This is a genomic window from Acinetobacter sp. FB (assembly GCF_056033405.1).
Map to the genome: position 1 here is coordinate 2,161,700 of NZ_CM148502.1, position 20,161 is coordinate 2,181,860.

Consider the following 20,161-nt stretch of genomic DNA (forward strand, 5'->3'; position numbering starts at 1 on the left):
TTTAAATCCATTTTATTTCAAAGTCGATTTACCTATCTTCTACATCCTTTTCAGTTTCTTCACCATTTAAAATTCGTCCTGCTTGCTTAGGTCGAATCAATGGTGCTGTAGGCCGAGGATGGGAATGTGAGTATTGTAAACCTACCCCTGCATAGACATCATCCGCAGCAATTTCTGTTTCAAAACGCTCATTATCACGTTCTCGAATTTCATTTGAGATCATGCGAACCTCATCTTCATCGACACCTAATTGTTCTAAAATGACTTCACCGAATTTAATCGCAGATTCAAAGGTTTCACGAATCATATAATCGACTTTTTGTTTGACCAAATGTAGTGAATGTTCCCGATCATAAGAACGAACCAAGACTTTGGCTAACGGAAACTCATTCGTAACCAATTCCACAATTCGATTGGTTGTTTGCTTACTGTCAACACAAATCACGATTGCTTCTGCCGTCGAAGCGCCTGAAGCATGTAAAATATCGAGACGACAGCCATCGCCGTAGTAAATTTTAAAACCAAATTTTTCTGCGTTTTGAATCATGTCGATGTCATTATCAATGATCGTCACATCAACCCCTCTTGCCAAGAGTAATTGACTCGTCACTTGACCAAAACGACCAAAACCAATCATTAGAATACTGCCGCTTAGACCTTCAGCAATATCGACATTATCAAGAGAAACTGAATCTTTGGTTTCGGTAAATCGCTTAAAAAGAATGCCTAAGATTGGAGTTAACACCATAGACAGTACAATAATTGCTGTTAGATTCGACTTAACTGTATTATCAATCACTTGGGCAGAGACAGCAGCAGAAAACAGAACAAAGGCAAACTCACCACCTTGAGCCATCAATAAAGCACGATCCAAAGCTTCCGTATGCCGACTTTGGGTTATTCGCGCAACGATATAAATCATGAGTGATTTAGCAAACATCATTGCAATAACGCCACTGACAATCAGTTGCCAGTTTTGCTTCACGACCGATAAATCTAGCGACATTCCAACACCAAGGAAAAATAGCCCCAATAAAATTCCTCGAAATGGTTCAATATCGGCTTCAATTTGGTGTCTAAAAGTTGATTCTGATAGCAACACGCCTGCAAGAAATGCCCCCATTGCCATAGATAAGCCACTGACTTGCATCAATAAAGCAGCACCCAACACCACTAAAAGTGCAGCAGCAGTCATTACTTCTCGTGCTTTTGCAGCAGCAAGCAATCTAAACAAAGGATTGAGCAACCAATAACCTGCGGCGATTAAACCTGCAATTGCAATTAAACCAATACCTATATTTTCCAAACGTGCTGAGGTACTTTCCACCACATGATTCGGTGCCATAAAAGCAACAATTGCCAGTAATGGGACAATTAATAAATCTTCAAATAATAAAATCGCAACAATCTTTTGACCTTGTGGCTGTGCAATATCACCACGATCACCCAAGAGTTGCATCACAATTGCGGTAGACGTCAGTACAAAACCTGCTGCACCAATAAATGCAACTTGCCATTTAAATCCAAATAAAAGCCCAACACCTGTTAATGCCAAAGCACAAGCAATAATTTGCAAAGTTCCTAAGCCAAAAATCTCACGCCTTAGACTCCATAAATGTGAGGGCTGCATTTCCAGCCCAATCACAAATAAGTACATGACAATACCAAGCTCTGCAATATGTAGAATCGAAGCAGAATCATGAAAAAATGCGAATCCAAATGGACCAATAACTAAGCCAGCAATTAAATAACCAAGAACTGAGCCCAAGCCAATTCGTTTAAAAATAGGAACGGCTATTACGGCCGCGGCCAATAAAACGACAGGGGCAATTAAACTGATCGAGTGTGCTTCTGAACTCATACTGTTCTCATTTTTATTTATCTGACTTTATTGTATGTGAAACAATAAAAGACTTGTATATCAATTACGAGATAGTTATTCCCAATAGAGCTATTTAAAATACTGATATATATAACTTAGTTAATTGCATTTTTATCCCAGAAAGCTTGACGAATTTGTGGCATCGCGTTCAGATGATTAATAATATGCTGCGCATCTTCAGTCTCAATTGAACTCGCAATCAGTGTCGCTTCTATCTCAACCTCTTTTTCACCAAACGGCGTTACATCAATATCTTTGGCAGGATAGTTATGATGTTTCAAAGTTAGATTCAGCTCGTCCATGACTACCTTACTCTGAGTACGATCACAAATAATATAGATAACATGTAAGACTTCTGCCTCATCATCTAATGGACGGCGATCTATGGCGTGAACAATAGGTCTTAAGAGCGTATTTGCCGCTAAAATAAAAGCTGTTGCAAGTATCGCTTCAACAATCAAATCAGCACCTGCCGAGGCACCGACAGCAGCAGAACACCATAATGTCGCAGCCGTATTTAAACCATGAATGTTGCCTTCTTGGCGCATAATCACACCTGCACCTAAGAAACCAATTCCTGAAACAACATAAGCAATCACCCGAACTGCTCCATCAGCTCCAGTCAAATTAATTGCAATATCTACAAAAATTGCTGCGCCCACAGCGACTAAAACATTTGTTCTAAGTCCCGCTGTACGCTGTCGATATTGACGTTCAAATCCAATCAATGCACCTAAAATGAATGCAACAGATAAACTAATTAAAGTATCAACGATATTGGATAAATCTGTATTTTCTAGAAATTTTAATTGCATCTGACACCTATTTATTATTAGTGATTCTAATAATGGATAAATTGAATCTAAGATAATTATGATGATGGCGTATAGCTTAAGCCCAGTCCAAACCAATGCTGTTTTATACGACCTAAACGATCACCAAAGGAGGCTTCCAAAGTAAGTACATTGGGAATCAAACTATATTGCAACGCTGTCTGGAAAAATGGCGCTTGGCGATCTTGATTATAAGTTTCAAGTGTTACACCGACATGCTCGGTCAGCGTATAGGTTGAAGCTATTCCCCAGCGAACGAGGCGCTCATCAGCCTGTTGATAACCGAGATTGGCATCCAATGCTAAACGTTGATCTAAAAGTTGAAAACTGACAGGAACATTCAAAAACCAGTTTAAATCCCCATGATGAGCAACATCATCACGTGATAGCTGTAAACTACTGGCGATCCCCCAGTCATTCTCCATTGGCTTTAAAATACTTTTCGCTTGAACCGAAAAGCCATGAATCTGATCCTGATCTTTACTTGAATGATAGCCCAATGATACTTCTAGATTTTGATTAAGGTTACAGGCAGGTATAACTTGATAAGACCAAGTACGATCTTTGTTATAACTATATGTACTTTCTAGCTGACACAGCTGTGCCGCTGTAATAGAGACATCATCTGTGTTGATGAGTGGACCCGCCTTACTCTTTTGAGTCAGCAATAATCCACACAAAATAAATACATTAAGAATGGCAAGCCATTGAATGGAAGCATGAAAAAACATAGGCTTCTCCCCATTTTAGGTGAGAAACTAAACAGGATGCAGTCAATACAATAAATTTTATGGGTACAGCAAAATATTATAGAAGGGTTTAGAATATTTTTAACAAAGCTAACTCATTGCAAGATAGCCGACCTAAATAGCTCACTTGCTCAGTATTCGTTTTGGCTTAATCTTCTATTAAACCCGAACCTCGAACAACTTCCCATTTAGGATCTCCGTTGAATAAACTCACGGGCATTATAGGGCGTGCTATAGGATTAACAAGCCCTATTATGTGAATTTTTTATTACACGATAAATTTAAATTTTGAAAACTTTTTAGATTACAGCTCTCTCACCACCACTGTTTTGGCCATTTTGTCGTGCCAGCCTTGTTTCTTAGAATCAAAAGCTACCCAAATCAAACCAATAAATAGAACTAATATTGCTGGAAAATAACCAATATATCGAATAATTCCTTGTCCAACAGTAATATTTTCACCAGTCCTTTCATCTAGTACTTTTAAACGTAGTAAACGTTTTCCTGGCGTACCTGCAAATTTAACCCAACAAAATACAAAAAATACTGCAACCAGAATTTGCCAGAGCCAGTCAATTCCTGAACTTAAGCGAGATGAATAGGTCGATTCCCAACCTAAAAGCATTGCAATAGGAATCAATGCAACAAAAATAATGATGTTATCAATTATTGATGCTGCAAAACGTATCCAGAAACCAGCATATTCGTACTTATGTGACATGTTCCCCTCTCTTCTATTTCTCTAGAATATAAATACTTATAAATTATCTATTTTTCAGCATATCACTCATCAAGCATTTTGTTTTAATTCTCGATCAAAAAAATCAACCGTGCGCTGCCAAACGACTTTAGCCTCTGGAAGTCCACGACTAACACTGCGGAAACCATGTGGCATATTGTAAGTATAAGCTTCCACTCGATCACCCAAGTGTTGAATCAGTTTATTGCGCTTAGTGGCAGGACAAAATGGATCAACCGTAGACCAATGCCCTTGTAAAATACGCACTTCATCTAAAGATTCTTTGTTTGGAACACCCGCGCCTTGAATACCCAGAGAATGATGATAAACCACAGGTGCTAACATATCTTCCCGCTTCGCCATCTGAATCACATAACCACCGGTTAAGCACTGCCCTAACATGCCTAAGCGACCATTTGATCGAGGATCTGCCTTTAATGCATCGAGCAAGACATGAATTTCTTGATTGACTTCACTGTCCGCTGCATTGATACGTCCTGCTTTACTCACCATAGCACGAATACAATATTTGACTGCACCGCCACTAAATAGATTAGGCACATAGACCAAATAGCCACGATCAGCCAAGTCTTGAGCATCTTCACGATAGACATCGAGGATACCAAATAACTCGTGTAGCAATAAAATCGCAGGTGTTTTTTCAGAGCTTTGTGTGGGTGCATACACTTCAACTTCAATTTGACGTGTTGGTAATGTGATTGTTTTTATTTCCATTGCAGTCATCCGTTACATTCGAATAATTTCCATACTATTTCTGACAATACTAATTGTCAAATAAAAAAGGATGTCTGACGACATCCTTTTCCTATTCATTCAATCAGTAAATTAAATACTGAGTAAACTGTTCAATGTTTCTGCTACATTTTTCGATTTTACTTTAGGTTGCAATGCTTTAAGTGCTTGTTGCACCTGGCTACGTTGTGGTTCAGCCAAGGTGTACCAACGTGACAACACTTGTAATAAACGCGAACCTAAAATTGGATTTTTCTCATCCAAATAAGCGGCAAGCTCAATAAAATGATCGACACCAAAGCTCCACGTATTGACTGGATTTGCAGCAAGTCCACCACTCACAGCACGGATACGGTTTGGTGTACCCAAATCATAATCCGCATGTTTGGTGAGGTATTCAATCGTTTCCGCTGTCGCACATGGATTCGAAGCTTGGATGCTAAACCACTGATCTAAAGATAAGGCTTCATCTTTAAAACGGTTATAGAAATCTGCAAGTGCAGCCTGCGCTTGTGGCGCATCATTCCAGACTAAAACACGTAATGCGCCTAAACGTTCAGACATATTGCCTGTTTGTTGGTATTGCGCATAAGCCAAATCAAATACAGACTCATCACCTTGGCGCGCCAACATATTCAGAGTGATATTCTTTAATGAACGTACGCCCATCGCCAAAGAAAACTCTTTTTGCTGGTCTGGATCTAAGGCCAAATAAGTCTCTTTCCAGAATGAACCTAGGTCACGTGCTAAACGATCCAGCACCGCTTCACGCTTCTCACGAATCAATTCAGGCTCATAGTCTTGATCAATACGACTACCTAAATAGTTTTCACTTGGTACATCAAATAAACGCGATGCCAATAACGGATCTTTATTCACTAGGTCTGGCAAGGTATTTTTAATTGCCTGAATATAGGTATCCACCTTATGGTCTTCTAAAAGAATACGTTCCAATAAAGTTTGTGTCGCTTGCCATTGGTTAAAGCCATTGGTTTCGTGCTGAATCAAGAACGCAAGATCATCATTGGAATAATCAAACACCAAATTGACAGGTGCAGAGAAATTACGTAATAACGAAGCCACAGGTTGCTCAGTCACCCCTGTAAATTCAATTGTTGCTTCATCTTGATCAAATAAATATACGCCATCTTTGACATCATTCACAAACAGATCAGTGCTGTGCAAGGTATATTGTTCACCTGTATTGGCATTAAATAATGCCAGAGCCACAGGAATTGGCACTGCTTTGAGATTTGGATATTTTGGATGTGCTTTCAAGTTTTGTTTGAAGCTTAAACGATAAGTCTGCGCAGCAGCATCATATTCACCTTTAGCTTCTAACTTTGGTGTACCAGGTTGGTTATACCAAGTGAGGAAGTTAGATAGATCAACACCTGAACCTGCGCTCAATGCCGCAACCCAATCTTCAACTGTAACCGCTTGCCCATCATGACGCAGGAAATATTCATCAGTCCCTTGACGGTATTTTTCTTTACCCAATAAAGTGGCCATCATACGGTTGATTTCAGCACCCTTCTCATACACTGTCGCGGTATAGAAGTTGTTGATTTCGACAAAATGGTCTGGACGAGGCGGATGCGATAATGGGCCAGCATCTTCTGGGAACTGATGCGATTTCAATACCGCTACATCATCAATTCGTTGTACCGCTGCTGATTGTAAATCTTCAGAGAAAGACTGATCACGGAAAACCGTTAAGCCCTCTTTTAAACACAATTGGAACCAGTCACGACAGGTAATTCGGTTGCCTGTCCAGTTATGGAAATATTCATGTGCAATCACAGACTGAACTCGCATAATCGCAGCATCAGTGGTGTATTCCTCATCGGCAAGCACACAAGACGTATTAAAGATATTTAAACCTTTATTTTCCATCGCACCCATGTTGAACTGACTGACGGCGACAATCATGTAGTTATCGAGATCGTAAGGACGACCATAGTGTTCTTCGTCCCAACGCATCGAATGCTTTAATGCTTCCATGGCGATGTGACATTTCGGAATATCTTTCTCGATTGCATAAATTTCTAAAGCAACATCACGACCTTCAGACGTGGTGTAACGATCTTTCAATACTGCCAAATCACCAATCACACAGGCAAATAAATAGCTTGGTTTCTTGGTCGGATCTTGCCAGATCGCAAAATGACGACCTTCACCAGCCTCACCTGTTTCCAATAAGTTACCATTTGCAAGTAGTACTGGATATTTCGTATCAGCCTCTACACGCGTAGTAAATTCAGCCAATACATCAGGACGGTCAGGATAGAAGGTAATTTTACGGAAACCCTCGGGCTCATTCTGAGTGACGAATAAATCACCCGCCTTGTATAAACCTTCAAGCTGCGTGTTCGATTCTGGATGAATGATCACTTGAGTTTGTAGAATGACCTGATCTGGTGCATCAGTGATCAGCAATTGTTCACTATCTAACTGATATTGCTCTGCACTCAGGACTTGCCCATTCAATTGAACCGATTTTAATTCAAGATCACGACCTAACAGAACCAACTCCCCTGCAGTCTGACGCTTCATCACCAGTGTAGAATCAACAATCGTATGATCATCATAAACTTGAATATTTAAGTTGATTGATTCAACCAAGAACGATGGCTTTTGATAATCTTTTAAATAAATCGTTTGATCTGCTTGTACAGGAGGCTGTGCTGCAATATTCATCAGTATTCCTTATCGTTCATCATGTCGGATGGTCTTGTTATCAAGACTTCTTGATTAGTCGATCATACGCCAACTTACAAAAGCTGTCTTTAAGCCCATATCTTAGTTTCAAGTATTTTTATTGGGGTTTAGTTCAGTGATTTTCAAATTAATTGATTAAAATGGAATTCTATTTAGACAGAATAACAACAGTATTTTCTAATTTTAAATAAACGCTACAAAATTAACCAAATTCCAAGGTTCGAATTACATTTTTTTTATGCGCTTTACATTTTGTGCACGGTTATTGCTTAAGTTTATATGCCAATGTAGGTAATACAATAAAACAAGCGAGGGTTAAGACGATGGAATTAAAAGCACACTTATATCGTTTAGAAAATATTAAAGCGATCCATGATCTCGCAAAAGCAGGTGTGGATCATCATGTCATTTCCGTTTTTTTAACAGCAGAAGGAATCGAACTCAGCAGCTTAGAAGTAACGAATATCGTGAATACCTATGACGAACTTGGAAAAGAAAAATTACCAAGTAAAAAAGTTCAAGCGCTTATCAACGCCAAAAAAATCGGTCAGGAGGACGAAAACTTACCATGCCCTGTTTAACTTTTACATTTAATAAAAAACCTCGAAATATTTTCGAGGTTTTTTATTACACTAATTAAGGATTTGCACTATCTGTTCGTAACCAGACGACTGTACGACCTAAGGCAGAAACGCCCATATAACCGCGCATACGTAAACGTTTACCTTCACCCGTTACGACCGCTTTACCTTTATAAACTTTACCACTGCTCGCCTCTAATACTCGGCCATCGATATAGGCATCTGGTTTATCTGGATCTTCTCTAAAACCTGATAAAATTTCTAAACCAAGCAATGGCTTATTTGTATTTGGTGCTGCGCATTTGATGCAGTTAGTCAATGAAAAACCACGAGCGTTAGGATAGCGATAAACAATTTTACCGTGAAAACGACCATCTGATCCTTTACGAATCTCGACAATTGAAAGCTGTTCACCTGTACGTTCTTCAATACTTTTCCAATAACCTTCGATTGAAGCGGAATAGGTCGTCATGCTTAAAAAAGCAATAGAAAGCCCCATGAATCCCTTCATGAATATTTGATTTAGCATACTAACCCCGTCTTTTAAAAACTAACCCATTCATCTTTATAGGTTTAATTATTGAAACTTATCACACTTCATTAGAACTTTCACTCTACTGGTGCGTTCTTTTGCTTAAAAAACAACTTATCTAACTGATATAATTCATGTAATCAATAACATTATTTTTTAAATACAAAATAGATTCTTCACATTTCTAACAACTTACAATATTTTTAAGGATTGGCATGATCCGTTCTTAGCCAAACCACGGTCCGCCCTAAAGCCGAGATCCCCATATAGCCACGCATCCGTAAGCGCTTACCATCACTCGTTACAAGTGCCTTGCCTTTGTAGATCCGGCCACTGGTAGGTTCCATTATTCTACCATCAATATACGCATCTGGATTTTCAGGATTGTCTTTGAGCTTTGATAAGATTTCTAAGCCAAGGATTGGATGATTGGTATATGGCTCAGGGCATTTAACACAATTGGCTAACTTAATACCGTGTGCATTGGGGTAACGATAGACAATTTTGCCATGATAATAACCGTCAGTGCCTTTTCTAATTTCGACAATTGAAAGCTGCTCACCCGTACGATCATCTATACTTTTCCAGTAACCCTCGATTGAACTTGCATAACTACCAACACTTGTAATTATCAACGCCATTCCGATTAGGCATTTCTTTAATGAATTTTTATACATAGAAGCCTCAACGTTTTGAATAAGGAAAATCTTTTTTATGCTCGATCTCTTAGGATAGAGCATAAAAAACCTCTCTGATTCAATATCAAAGCATTGAAACTGATCTACATAAATGAATTCATAAAATAACTAAATACGATTAGACATAAATTCATTAAGATATAAACCCTGATATTGAACCAAATTTATTTGTTCAACAAGGTTAAGGATTGGCACTGTCAGTCCTAATCCAAACTTGGGTACGACCTAAAGCAGAAATCCCCATATATCCGCGCATACGTAAACGTTTACCATCAGCACTTAACTGAGCTTTGCCTTTATAAACATTGCCCGTTTTAGGTTCGAGTACTTTTCCATCAATATAATGGTTTGGATTTTTAGGATCTTCTCTCAAACCTGATGCGATCTGAAGTCCTAAAATAGGTTTGTTTTTGAAAGGCTCAGGACATTTAACACAATTGGTTAATACCGTACCACCGCCCGGTACTGGATAACGATATACAATTGTTCCTGTATAAGTATTATCAGGTTTCTTTTTAATTTCTACGATTGAAAGCTGTTCACCCGTACGGTCATCAATACTTTTCCAAAAGCCTTCAGGTGTCGCCGCGAAATTAGCAGTTGCGAATAGGGCAAATGAAATTCCCACGAGTCCTTTCATGAGTGAGTTTTTTTGCATAATCTGCTCCCTAATGCAAAATAGATCCATCTGATATACATTTTTATTCCAATGTTCTTAGACAGTCAACAAGACGAATGGATATTTAATTGCTTAAAATCACAATGAATTTTAAGCAACTCACATATTAAAAAATAAATGATTACGGGTTCGCACTATCTGTGCGTATCCAAACCGTATTTCTACCCAAAGCTGAAATTCCAACATAACCGCGCATATTTAAATGCTTACCATCTGCATTTAATCGAGCTTTACCTTTGTACACTTTTCCAGTTTTGCTCTCTAAGATGCGTCCATTAATAAAACTATTTGCTTTATTGGGGTCTTCAACCAAACCAGTTAAAACTTCTAAACCTAAACGTGGCTTTCCTGTATATGGCGGTGGACAGTTAACACAATGTGTTACGATCGCCCCTTGCGCATTCGGATAGATATAAACGATTTTTCCGCGATAAGTGTTATCCGTTGCTTTCCTGATTTCAATGATGGTCAGTTGTTCACCTGTCCGATCATCAATACTGCGCCAATAGCCTTCAATTGAACTTGCATATGAGAGAATACTTGTAAAACAAGCAATTAATGCAATAGAGCATTTCAACAATATTTGATTATTCATCCTTATCCCTTTCTACTTCTATAAACAAACTTAATAACATCTTTTAATTGGGACAGAAATTTACCATATTTTAAAAAATGGATAAGCCACTTGCTTAGCTTTTATATAAAATTCAGTGGATTAAATCTCAATACAAAATCACTTTTTCAGTGCAAATAATCTTTTTCTCACTCCGAGCACGAGCAATGTATAATCCTTTCATTTCGTGGTTATATAGGTTTATTGTCAATGGATTTACAGATTCTGCAAAAGCAGCTAGATGAAAGTAGCCATTGTCCATTGTGCCAAGCATCCATGTTCTGGATTGAAGCTGAGCAATACTCGCAAGAATTCCAATTTCATGAATGTAGTCATTGCAAACATCGTGTATTTAAAAGTGACAGCAAACTGAATTGCCATTGTGCTCAATGCACCGCTCAACGCAAAAAACAAACTCAACAAACCATTTTACAAGAACAACGTAAATACAAAGTCAAAGATGAAGTGATTTATAGCCTGAATCAACTCAGCTTCATGCATAAATTATTTTTACTAAGTTTGTTGGACAGTTATGCTCGTGAAGATGTACAGCATGATGAATTAATCCACTGGAAGAACATTAAATATCATGATTTCACCCCCAATTATTTATTTCAAAATCAACTCGTTCAAGAGTTACTCAAATTAGGCATCTTAAAATCACAAGATTCGAGCCTAGAAACAGAACATTTTTATCTTAATCTTCGGCTTGATGGTTATTCTGATCCGAGTCTGTTTAGTGTAACCCAACAATTGCGCCATTGGTTTTATGAGAATCTAAGTTTAGGTATTCCCTTCAAAACGACAGATGAAGTTAAAGATGCTTTGTATTTAATTCTTTATCAAGAAATCGTCCAGTTCATGCAATTTTATTGTAGAACTTGGGGAATTCAAATTGCAGGCAATCGCTCCTTTCAGGCCTTTTGCTATCGCTTGATGGAAGGGCTCGCAGTGGGTCAAATTTTTTACTTAATTCAAACTGCGTTAGAGTACCTCTATAAGCAAAAAGCATTGCAGCCAAGAAACGATAAATTTATTAATACCAACTTACTCAAAAAGACATTAGAACAATATCGTGAACGCGCTTTGGCTGAACGCTGGGAAACCACGACATTACCTCGCCCTTACACCATTCCATTTAGTAAAATGAGCGAAGTATTATTATTTAAATTTTTAGGTTATGACGAGAGTGTTTTTATTCAACCTGTCTGGAAATCTTGGCGCAAGATTGAACCTCGTTTAAATTTTTATGCAGTAAAGCGTTGCATGTATTGCGGTTCAAATGATCTTGTAGTCGATTATGATGCTACAGACTATGTATCATTGATTTGCCGTCGATGTAAGCATCAAGACCACTACTTCACGCGTTAAACTATTATTTTTTTAAAATTTTAAAGGGGTGATGAATGTCACAAAAACAACAACTCATTGAACAAGTGATTGAAGCTTGGCAAGCGCTTCAGCAACAAGCCCCATTGGTACAATGTATTACCAATAGTGTCGCCAATAATTACGTCGCAAATATATTACTTGCAGCTGGTGCATCGCCCGCAATGATCGACAATCCATTTGAAGCAGCAGATTTTACAAACATTTGCGCAGCTTTAAGCATCAACATTGGTACACCGACGACTGAACAAACTCAAGCGATGCTCATTTCTGCTGAAACAGCACAACAGCAAAAAAGACCATGGGTACTCGATCCTGTTGGCTATGGATCAATCCTGAAATGGCGTAGTGAAACTGTTGATCAATTACTCAAGTTTCAACCTACCATTATCCGCGGCAATGCCTCTGAAATAAGCACTTTAGCAGGTAGTCAAGTTCAATCTAAAGGTGTTGATAGCACACTAAATAGCCATGATGTTTATGCTCAAGCAAAAAGTTTGTTACAGCACACCGAGTGTGTTGCGATTTCTGGTGAATCTGACTATATCATTTCCAAACAATTGGATATGGTAATCAAAGTAAATGGTGGTTGCCATTTACAGCCTAAAATTACTGCAACAGGATGCGCTCTAGGTGCATTAACCGCCGCTTATCATGCAGTAACGAATTCAACCATTGCGGCGCTTGCTGCACATATTCATTTTGCTATTGCAGGCAAACTGGCATATGACCATGCTCAAACAGTTGGAAGCTTTAATGTTACTTTTTTAGATTATATTCATATGCTCGATGATAATTTAATTCAGCAATATGTAGATATTGAAATTTTATAATTCAGCTCTGCTAATAAGCAGAGCTTAAACCCTATTTCAGTAATAAATAAATGTCTGTGATCAAATCACATTCATCTACATCATGAACAAAGTTGTGGTAGTGAAAAAAGACAGGGAAATCCCCTACTTCACGCGCTGATTGTGGTAACCAGTCCCGATATAGATAGTAAACACTGTCTTTAATATGATCGTGACTACCCAAATGCCGAATCACTGCATAGTTGCCTTTGGGAAGAATACCTGTGCTTACACTGTATGTATTTTCAGGGATATTCCCCGTGATTGTTCCAGCAATATCAAAACGGAATTCATCACTTAAAGTCTGTTCAGGGTCAGAAAATGGAATACCGTAGGTACGGCTTTTTGCTATAGGAGATAACCCCGTTTCTTTGCGCCACTGAATAAATTGTGCTGCCGTTTCAAATACACGCTCAGGTGCACCGTGATGAGAAATAAATGCGATTTTCTCTTCGGCTCTTTCTACAATATTAACATTCATCATGATTTCTCTCGAAGGTAAAGAAAAAACAAACCTTTTATGCCAAGACGGCCAATGCGGCTGTTCTCTAAAAGCACTTGGGGTTTGATCAAATGAACGTTTAAATGCGCGGCTAAATGCTTCAGGGCTATCAAAACCAGACTGTAAAGCAATATCAATAATTTTAGTATCAGTAGAAAATGCAAGTTGAAATGATGCTCGTTTTAAACGACACAACTGAATAAACTTCATCAGATTCACACCTGTATTCGCTACAAAAATGCGATGAAAATGAAATTTAGATAGTGATGCAACTTGACTCAACGTATTCAGATCTAGCTCATCATCTAGATGTTGCTGGATGTACTCACATACACGTTGCAACTTCTGATCATATAGCGTCATACATTTAACTCAATTCATTTGATGAAAGCTAATTTGCCAGATTTATATCCTGTAAACTTGATCAGAATTGCGGATTTTCAAATCAAATTAGACCGTTGCCTTAAAATAATTCTCTTTTGGCATATCAATCACTTCAACACATAATTGAATTGAATATTCAGCCTCATTTTTTAGATAATCTTTTTGTTCTAACAATCGGAGTAATGCCTCACCTGCTGCTTGCTTCTGAACTTGGGTTCGTCCACTCAAAATATAAAGTTTTAGATGAACATAAGCTTCTTGATGATCCTCCAACCCAATCAAAAACACCTCATCTTTAAAAATGCGCGACTTAATATCATGGGCACTAAATAATCCAGTCTCAACCAATACTGTATTGACTAGCTTAAGAAGTTTTTGCTGATCAAGATCAGCTAAATTTGCTGAATAATTTGCAATCAGATGAGGCATTTAAATCTCTTATTCGATAAACAGTAACGCTAAACGGACTTGATCATAAGCCATACGCGGACTTGTAGCTTCCACAATTGGACGTAACTTAATTGAACCATCATCGGTAAAATGCTCAGGATTTTTACGTTTGTGTAAACGTTTATAAATCTTACGAACTTCTTCAACGACTTCATCACCAGGGTTAGCAATAGAAATATCTAATCCTTGTTCTTTATGCAATCGCGCGAGATGGTTAATAATCGTTGCAGGCGTTAACCCTCGCTCATGGGCAATATCTTCAATTTCATAACCATCTTCAAATAAAGCACGCGTTTCCTCTAAAGTCGCTGCTGCATAATTTTGTTTTTCGCCTTTCGAAAGTTTTTTCTCATTACGTGCAATTTCAGTTGCATTCAGCGTACCGCCACAATGACGAATAAAGGCATTATGCTGTGGGGTTAGATCAATATTTTCAAAATTGACTTCTGCTTCAGTCGATAATTCCTGAAAACGGCGATCTGCTTTAATTGCTAAACTATCCAACTCTAATGCTTGTTCACTAAACCCAAGCAATTTCAGTCCAGTCAGTGACTTTAACCGAGACAAAGCCACATAGCCCTGACCTTTTTCAAAAGTATGCGTTAAATTAATTTCTGCTGCTTCTAAAGTCATACCCTGACTTTTATGAATAGTAATCGCCCACGCCAAACGTAAAGGAATTTGCTGATAACTTGCAATCACCTTGCCTGCTTCATTTTCAATTGACCATGTTTCTGGCTCAACAAGTAGTGTCGTTCCATCTGTCAATTTGACCTTTGGTAAAATCCCTTGTTTATCATCTTCCTCAAAACCAATCACTTCACCTAAACTGCCATTGATATAACCCATATCAAAGTTATTTTTGACAAACATCACTTTGGCATGCTTTTTAAGGGTCAATTCTTCAGGTGCGCGTACTGAGGACTTCAGTGTTTCGATCAATTTTTCATTACCATCTAAAACAGCATTAAATTGATGACTTTCATTCTCAATTTCGTTCAGATGCTGATAATTGATATTATCCACATCCATATTATGTGTGTATAAACGGGTAAAGGTTTCACCAATATCATGCTGACGTGATTGTTGTAATGCAAAAATATGATTTTGCTGAATGCTCTGTGCTCGAATCGCATTTAATATCTGATTTAAAATTTCATCATCCTGACGGTGTTGCTCAGTCAAATAGCAAACTCGGAATTTTGCTTCAACCCAAGCCTCGGACATGAAGCAAAATTTATCTCGATTACTTTCATCCTTCTTACCCACTGGTGGTAACTGAAAAAAATCACCTGCAACAATGACTTGAATTCCACCAAAAGCTTCATCACTTTCTTTAAAGTATTTAAGTACCTGATTGACTAAATTGAGCTGTTTGGCATGCAGCATTGAAATTTCATCAATAATCAAGACTTGGGCATTTTCTAAATGCTCTTTTAAATATTTACGCTCTTTCATACGCTTCAGATCATCATCATTCAAACGATCTTTAATCCCAATCCCTGCCCATGTATGAATGGTCATTCCATTCATATGCGTAGCCGCGATCCCTGTAGAAGCCGTAATCGCAACGGGGACTTTTCGCGCTTTAAGATAGTGAATATATTGATTTAGCGTATAGGTTTTTCCTGCACCCGCGGAACCTGTTAAAAAAACATTTTCCCCAGCTTTAAGTAACTTCAGTGCAGTCTCTTGTTTCATAATTTCTTCAGTCAAAAACAACAGCACATAGCTTAACGATTTTTTTGTAAAAGTAAAAACTCAAACTGATTTTGAGAACTGTTTGTATCTCATTTTTACATTGACATCCAAACATTTTCATTTAATGTGTTTCTTAATTAATTCAGATTAGATATAAAAATGAACAGTTCAAATTCATATAAATATCAAACAGATATACTAGGAGAAGATTATCAGCAACTCACTTTAAATTTTGCTGATGATTATGATGGTAAAGTCGTTGCAACATTAGTTCGTAAGAAAGCAGCTCAAGCCACCAAGAAAGCAGTTCTATATATCCACGGTTTCTGTGATTACTTCTTTCAAACAGAAATGGCAGAGCAATTTAACCAGCATGGTTATGATTTTTATGCTCTCGATCTCAGAAAATATGGTCGCTCAAAATTACCGCATCAGAAGTTTTATTATCTACTCGACTTACGTGAATATGATGCTGAAATCAGTAAAGCACTAGAAATTATTGGTCAAGAAAACCATAACCAAGTTTTACTTGCAGGACATTCTACAGGCGGTTTAATTACTACACTTTATGCCGCACACTATCCAGACCATCGACTCATTAAAGCTTTATGGACCAACAGTCCATTTTACGATTTCTATAAAAGTGTAATAGAGAAAAAAGTTGGTATTCCCTTATTAAGTGAAGTTGGCAAACGTTTACCAAATGCAAAATTCCCAAGTGGCTTAAATCAATGGTATACACCAAGCCTACATAAAGCATTTTATGGCGAATGGACTTTCAATTTAGAGTGGAAACCTAAATCAATGCCTTTTGTAGACTTATGCTTTGTACATGCAATACATGAAGCACAAAAAGAAATCCATCGCGGTATTACTTTAAATATTCCAACCTTGATTATGCATTCACATCAATCCAAATATCCCAAAAAATGGGGCGTTGATGCACAGCAAAGTGATGTGATTTTAGATGTCAAAGATATGACTCATAATGCGAAGAAAATGAAAGGTGATGTACAAACCTTAGCAATCAAAAATGGCTTACATGATTTGGTCTTATCTGCACCGCCTGTGCGAGAGAAAGTCTATCAGGATTTATTTTCTTGGCTTGAACAAAAAATGCCTTAACTAAGCTCTATTTATAGTGATTACACAGATTATGAATACTTCAATTTCTTTACCTAAAACAGTTTATGCAATTCAGCATCTTGCTTTTGAAGATTTAGGTTCATTAGAAGATATTTTTTATCAACTCGGTTTCCGTATTCGTTATTTTGAAGCGGGTGTAGATGATCTTAAACCCGCTTTAAATTATGAAGGTCTTACCATTATCCTTGGTGGACCAATTGGTGTTTATGAAACTGAAGACTACCCTTTTCTTATAGAAGAAATTGAAGGCCTCAAGCAACGCTTGAATGCGAATAAACCAACTATTGGTATTTGTTTAGGCGCACAATTGATCGCACACGCATTAGGTGCAAAAGTCTATGCAGGTCATCAAAAAGAAATTGGTTGGAGCCCATTAGAAATAAAAAATGTTGATCAAAACCCATTATCAGCATTAGAAAATATTCATGTCTTACACTGGCATGGTGATACTTTCGATTTACCATCACAAGCAACTTTACTCGCTAGCTCAGAAATTTATCCAAATCAGGCATTCGCCGTGGGAAATAATATTCTAGCTTTACAATTCCATCTTGAAATTACTCAGCACAGTTTTGAAAAATGGTTGATTGGTCATACTTGTGAGATACGTCATGCAGGTTTATCCATTCCTCAATTAAGACAAGCTAATTTAGATTATGCTGAACAATTAGAAAGTAAATGTAGGGCAATTATTGAAGTTTTTTTAGAAAAACTTAATGATTAAATTCAAGACTCAAAAATAGTATGTTTATGATAAATTTAGACATACTATTTGCCTAACTTAAATTAGTTATTTGAAAAATAGAATATTACACTTATTAAAATTTTATTACAGAAACAAACATTAAGACCAATAAGTAACGACATTACTCGCAAGCTATTTTCTAAAAAAACAATAAAATAACATTATTCATTCATACTCTTTTAGTTGGAATAAAAATATGATCAAGTTAATAAAAAGTTTTCACTCAATCAATACTTATTTATTCATGTCGACGGCTTTACTTATTTCAATGGTTATTTATTTCTATCACATAAATCCATAATATAATAAAAAAAGCCCAATTTAAAATTGGGCTTTTTCATGTCTAAACTAAATTCTTCGAGCTAAAAAGAGTTCAAATTCACCTAAAGGTTATTTCTTCTCTACTTTAAAGCTATCTTTTAGATCTAGAATACGGTTAAACACTGGTTTTTCAGCTTGATGATCATGTTGATCGGCAACAAAGTAACCTTCACGTTCAAACTGGAAACGATCTTCAGGTTTCGCTTGTGCTAAAGCAGGCTCAATCACCGCTTGAACCACTTTTAATGATTCTGGATTTAGATTTGCCAAGAAATCATCATCTGCATCTGGCGCAGCTTCGGTAAATAAACGATCGTAAATACGAACTTCCGCAGGTACACCTTTGGTCGCAGAGACCCAATGAATCACACCTTTTACCTTACGCCCTTCAGGATTTTTACCTAAAGTTTCAGGGTCAATCGAACATTTAAGTTCAATCACTTCACCATTGGCATCTTTAATCACTTCATCACACTTGATGACATAAGCATGGCGTAAACGCACTTCACCATCAGGAATTAGACGCTTAAAGCCTTTCGGTGGTACTTCTTCAAAGTCTTTACGATCAATATAAAGTTCACGTGTTAACGGAATAACACGTTCGCCCATATCCACGTTTGGATGACGTGCATGAGTGAGATCTAATTCTTCAGGTAAATTTGTCAAGGTTACTTTTAATGGGTTCAATACTGCCATGCCACGTGCTGCTGCATTTTCCAATGACTGACGGATACAGAACTCAAGCATTGCCACATCAACAATACCATCTGTTTTCGATACACCCACACGCTTACAGAAATCGCGTAAACCTTCTGCTGTAAAACCACGGCGACGCATTCCAACGACTGTTGGCATACGCGGATCATCCCAACCCTGTACATGATTGCCTTCAACCAACTTACGTAATTTACGTTTAGAAGTAATGGTGTAATCGATATTTAAACGTGAAGATTCGTACTGACGTGGTACAGCTTGCGAGTGAACTTTCTCAACAATCCAGTCATAGAATGGACGGTGATCTTGAAATTCTAAAGTACAGAGTGAATGGGTAATACCTTCAATTGCATCTGACAATGGATGAGCATAGTCATACATTGGGTACATTTTCCATTTATCACCGGTTTGGTGATGTTCTGAATGCAATACGCGATAAAGAATCGGATCACGCATATGTACGTTCGGGCTGGCCATATCAATTTTGGCACGTAGAACAGCACCGCCTTCCTGAATTTCGCCATTACGCATTTGTTCAAAGCGCGCTAGGTTATCGGCAACCGTTGCATCACGGTATGGAGAATTTTTACCAGGTTCAACGAAATTACCGCGGTTCAGCTTAATTTCTTCTGGGGTTTGCAAATCAACATAAGCATCACCTTGTTCAATTAATTGAACAGCCCATGTATAAAGTTGATCAAAATAACCTGAAGCATAGCGAGGCTCACCATTCCAGTTAAAACCTAACCATTTCACATCGTTGGCAATACCATCAACATATTCTTGTTCTTCGGCATCTGGGTTTGTATCATCAAAACGTAAATTACATAGACCATCAAATTCTTCAGCAATACCAAAGTTCAAACAAATTGCTTTGACATGACCAATATGAAGATAACCATTTGGCTCAGGTGGAAAACGTGTTACTACTTTTTGGGTACGCCCTTCTTTAAGATCGTCGGTAATTACTTGTCGAACAAAATCTAAGCCTGCCTGTTGTTCTTGCTGCGCGGCATCGACAGAGGCATGGGTATTCGGCGTCGGGGTCTTTGGCAGTTCAGAAACAACATCATTTGGCTTCATAGGGTGTAAATCACTTCTTACAGTTAAAAATGGGAAATAAAAACGCAATCTTTGCTTTTTCTGAAAGATTTTAACGTTTTTTACTTGCCTTGTAG

Annotated in this window: 19 protein-coding genes; 5 read left to right on the top strand and 14 right to left on the bottom strand. The window is 37.7% G+C overall.

Annotated elements, in window-relative coordinates; genetic code table 11:
* Positions 1 to 28 precede the first annotated feature (28 nt).
* The 6 genes from AC0JIQ_RS10260 to pepN all read right to left on the bottom strand — a co-directional run bounded on the left by AC0JIQ_RS10260 (position 29) and on the right by pepN (position 7,656).
* A complete protein-coding gene (locus tag AC0JIQ_RS10260) occupies positions 29 to 1,861 on the bottom strand; it encodes a monovalent cation:proton antiporter-2 (CPA2) family protein (protein ID WP_474201587.1) in 1,833 nt (610 codons plus the stop codon).
* A gap of 116 nt (positions 1,862 to 1,977) precedes the next feature.
* A complete protein-coding gene (locus AC0JIQ_RS10265; RefSeq protein ID WP_346511165.1) occupies positions 1,978 to 2,697 on the bottom strand; it encodes an MgtC/SapB family protein in 720 nt (239 codons plus the stop codon).
* A gap of 56 nt (positions 2,698 to 2,753) precedes the next feature.
* Positions 2,754 to 3,446 (bottom strand): hypothetical protein, encoded by a 693-nt coding sequence (locus AC0JIQ_RS10270; RefSeq protein WP_474201588.1) that lies wholly within the window; start codon positions 3,444 to 3,446, stop codon positions 2,754 to 2,756.
* Between the two features lie 322 nt (positions 3,447 to 3,768).
* A complete protein-coding gene (locus AC0JIQ_RS10275; protein ID WP_241307663.1) occupies positions 3,769 to 4,185 on the bottom strand; it encodes an RDD family protein in 417 nt (138 codons plus the stop codon).
* A gap of 69 nt (positions 4,186 to 4,254) precedes the next feature.
* Positions 4,255 to 4,938, bottom strand: coding sequence for a dienelactone hydrolase family protein (locus AC0JIQ_RS10280; RefSeq protein WP_474201589.1), 684 nt, complete (start codon positions 4,936 to 4,938; stop codon positions 4,255 to 4,257).
* Positions 4,939 to 5,049: 111 nt separating this feature from the next.
* On the bottom strand, positions 5,050 to 7,656 hold the full coding sequence (pepN, locus tag AC0JIQ_RS10285) for an aminopeptidase N (RefSeq protein WP_474201590.1): 2,607 nt from the start codon (positions 7,654 to 7,656) through the stop codon (positions 5,050 to 5,052).
* 344 nt (positions 7,657 to 8,000) lie between these two features.
* Here pepN and AC0JIQ_RS10290 point away from each other — a divergent pair, with 344 nt between their 5' ends.
* A complete protein-coding gene (locus AC0JIQ_RS10290) occupies positions 8,001 to 8,258 on the top strand; it encodes a hypothetical protein (RefSeq protein ID WP_004661424.1) in 258 nt (85 codons plus the stop codon).
* 55 nt (positions 8,259 to 8,313) lie between these two features.
* Here AC0JIQ_RS10290 and AC0JIQ_RS10295 read toward each other — a convergent pair whose 3' ends face one another.
* From AC0JIQ_RS10295 to AC0JIQ_RS10310, 4 genes are all read right to left on the bottom strand, one after another.
* On the bottom strand, positions 8,314 to 8,787 hold the full coding sequence (locus AC0JIQ_RS10295; RefSeq protein WP_034601217.1) for a DUF2147 domain-containing protein: 474 nt from the start codon (positions 8,785 to 8,787) through the stop codon (positions 8,314 to 8,316).
* A gap of 206 nt (positions 8,788 to 8,993) precedes the next feature.
* Positions 8,994 to 9,431 carry a DUF2147 domain-containing protein gene (locus tag AC0JIQ_RS10300; protein ID WP_228129370.1) on the bottom strand — a complete coding sequence of 146 codons (438 nt, stop codon included), beginning with the start codon at positions 9,429 to 9,431 and terminating at the stop codon, positions 8,994 to 8,996.
* A 238-nt stretch (positions 9,432 to 9,669) separates the two neighbouring features.
* Complete coding sequence (locus tag AC0JIQ_RS10305) at positions 9,670 to 10,146, bottom strand: DUF2147 domain-containing protein (protein ID WP_004661419.1); 477 nt, start codon at positions 10,144 to 10,146, stop codon at positions 9,670 to 9,672.
* A 142-nt stretch (positions 10,147 to 10,288) separates the two neighbouring features.
* Positions 10,289 to 10,762 (bottom strand): DUF2147 domain-containing protein, encoded by a 474-nt coding sequence (locus AC0JIQ_RS10310; RefSeq protein ID WP_474201591.1) that lies wholly within the window; start codon positions 10,760 to 10,762, stop codon positions 10,289 to 10,291.
* Positions 10,763 to 10,990: 228 nt separating this feature from the next.
* Between AC0JIQ_RS10310 and AC0JIQ_RS10315 the strand changes: the two genes are divergently transcribed.
* The gene (locus AC0JIQ_RS10315; protein WP_474201592.1) at positions 10,991 to 12,151 is read left to right on the top strand and encodes a hypothetical protein; all 1,161 of its coding nucleotides are present in this window, start codon (positions 10,991 to 10,993) and stop codon (positions 12,149 to 12,151) included.
* Positions 12,152 to 12,186: 35 nt separating this feature from the next.
* On the top strand, positions 12,187 to 13,002 hold the full coding sequence (gene thiM / locus AC0JIQ_RS10320) for a hydroxyethylthiazole kinase (RefSeq protein WP_474201593.1): 816 nt from the start codon (positions 12,187 to 12,189) through the stop codon (positions 13,000 to 13,002).
* Between the two features lie 31 nt (positions 13,003 to 13,033).
* Here the strand turns inward: thiM and AC0JIQ_RS10325 are convergent, their stop codons facing one another.
* The 3 genes from AC0JIQ_RS10325 to AC0JIQ_RS10335 all read right to left on the bottom strand — a co-directional run bounded on the left by AC0JIQ_RS10325 (position 13,034) and on the right by AC0JIQ_RS10335 (position 16,057).
* Entirely contained in the window at positions 13,034 to 13,885 is an 852-nt protein-coding gene (locus AC0JIQ_RS10325) for an AraC family transcriptional regulator (RefSeq protein ID WP_474201594.1), read from the bottom strand.
* A gap of 87 nt (positions 13,886 to 13,972) precedes the next feature.
* On the bottom strand, positions 13,973 to 14,335 hold the full coding sequence (locus AC0JIQ_RS10330) for a 5-carboxymethyl-2-hydroxymuconate Delta-isomerase (protein WP_474201595.1): 363 nt from the start codon (positions 14,333 to 14,335) through the stop codon (positions 13,973 to 13,975).
* Between the two features lie 9 nt (positions 14,336 to 14,344).
* Positions 14,345 to 16,057 (bottom strand): AAA family ATPase, encoded by a 1,713-nt coding sequence (locus AC0JIQ_RS10335; RefSeq protein ID WP_474201596.1) that lies wholly within the window; start codon positions 16,055 to 16,057, stop codon positions 14,345 to 14,347.
* Positions 16,058 to 16,216: 159 nt separating this feature from the next.
* Between AC0JIQ_RS10335 and AC0JIQ_RS10340 the strand changes: the two genes are divergently transcribed.
* Both AC0JIQ_RS10340 and AC0JIQ_RS10345 read left to right on the top strand, forming a co-directional pair.
* Positions 16,217 to 17,182 (top strand): alpha/beta hydrolase, encoded by a 966-nt coding sequence (locus AC0JIQ_RS10340; RefSeq protein WP_046739221.1) that lies wholly within the window; start codon positions 16,217 to 16,219, stop codon positions 17,180 to 17,182.
* 31 nt (positions 17,183 to 17,213) lie between these two features.
* Positions 17,214 to 17,927, top strand: coding sequence for a glutamine amidotransferase (locus tag AC0JIQ_RS10345; RefSeq protein ID WP_474201597.1), 714 nt, complete (start codon positions 17,214 to 17,216; stop codon positions 17,925 to 17,927).
* Between the two features lie 411 nt (positions 17,928 to 18,338).
* Here the strand turns inward: AC0JIQ_RS10345 and AC0JIQ_RS10350 are convergent, their stop codons facing one another.
* Positions 18,339 to 20,066, bottom strand: coding sequence for a glutamine--tRNA ligase/YqeY domain fusion protein (locus tag AC0JIQ_RS10350; protein ID WP_474201598.1), 1,728 nt, complete (start codon positions 20,064 to 20,066; stop codon positions 18,339 to 18,341).
* Between the last annotated feature and the right edge of the window lie 95 nt (positions 20,067 to 20,161).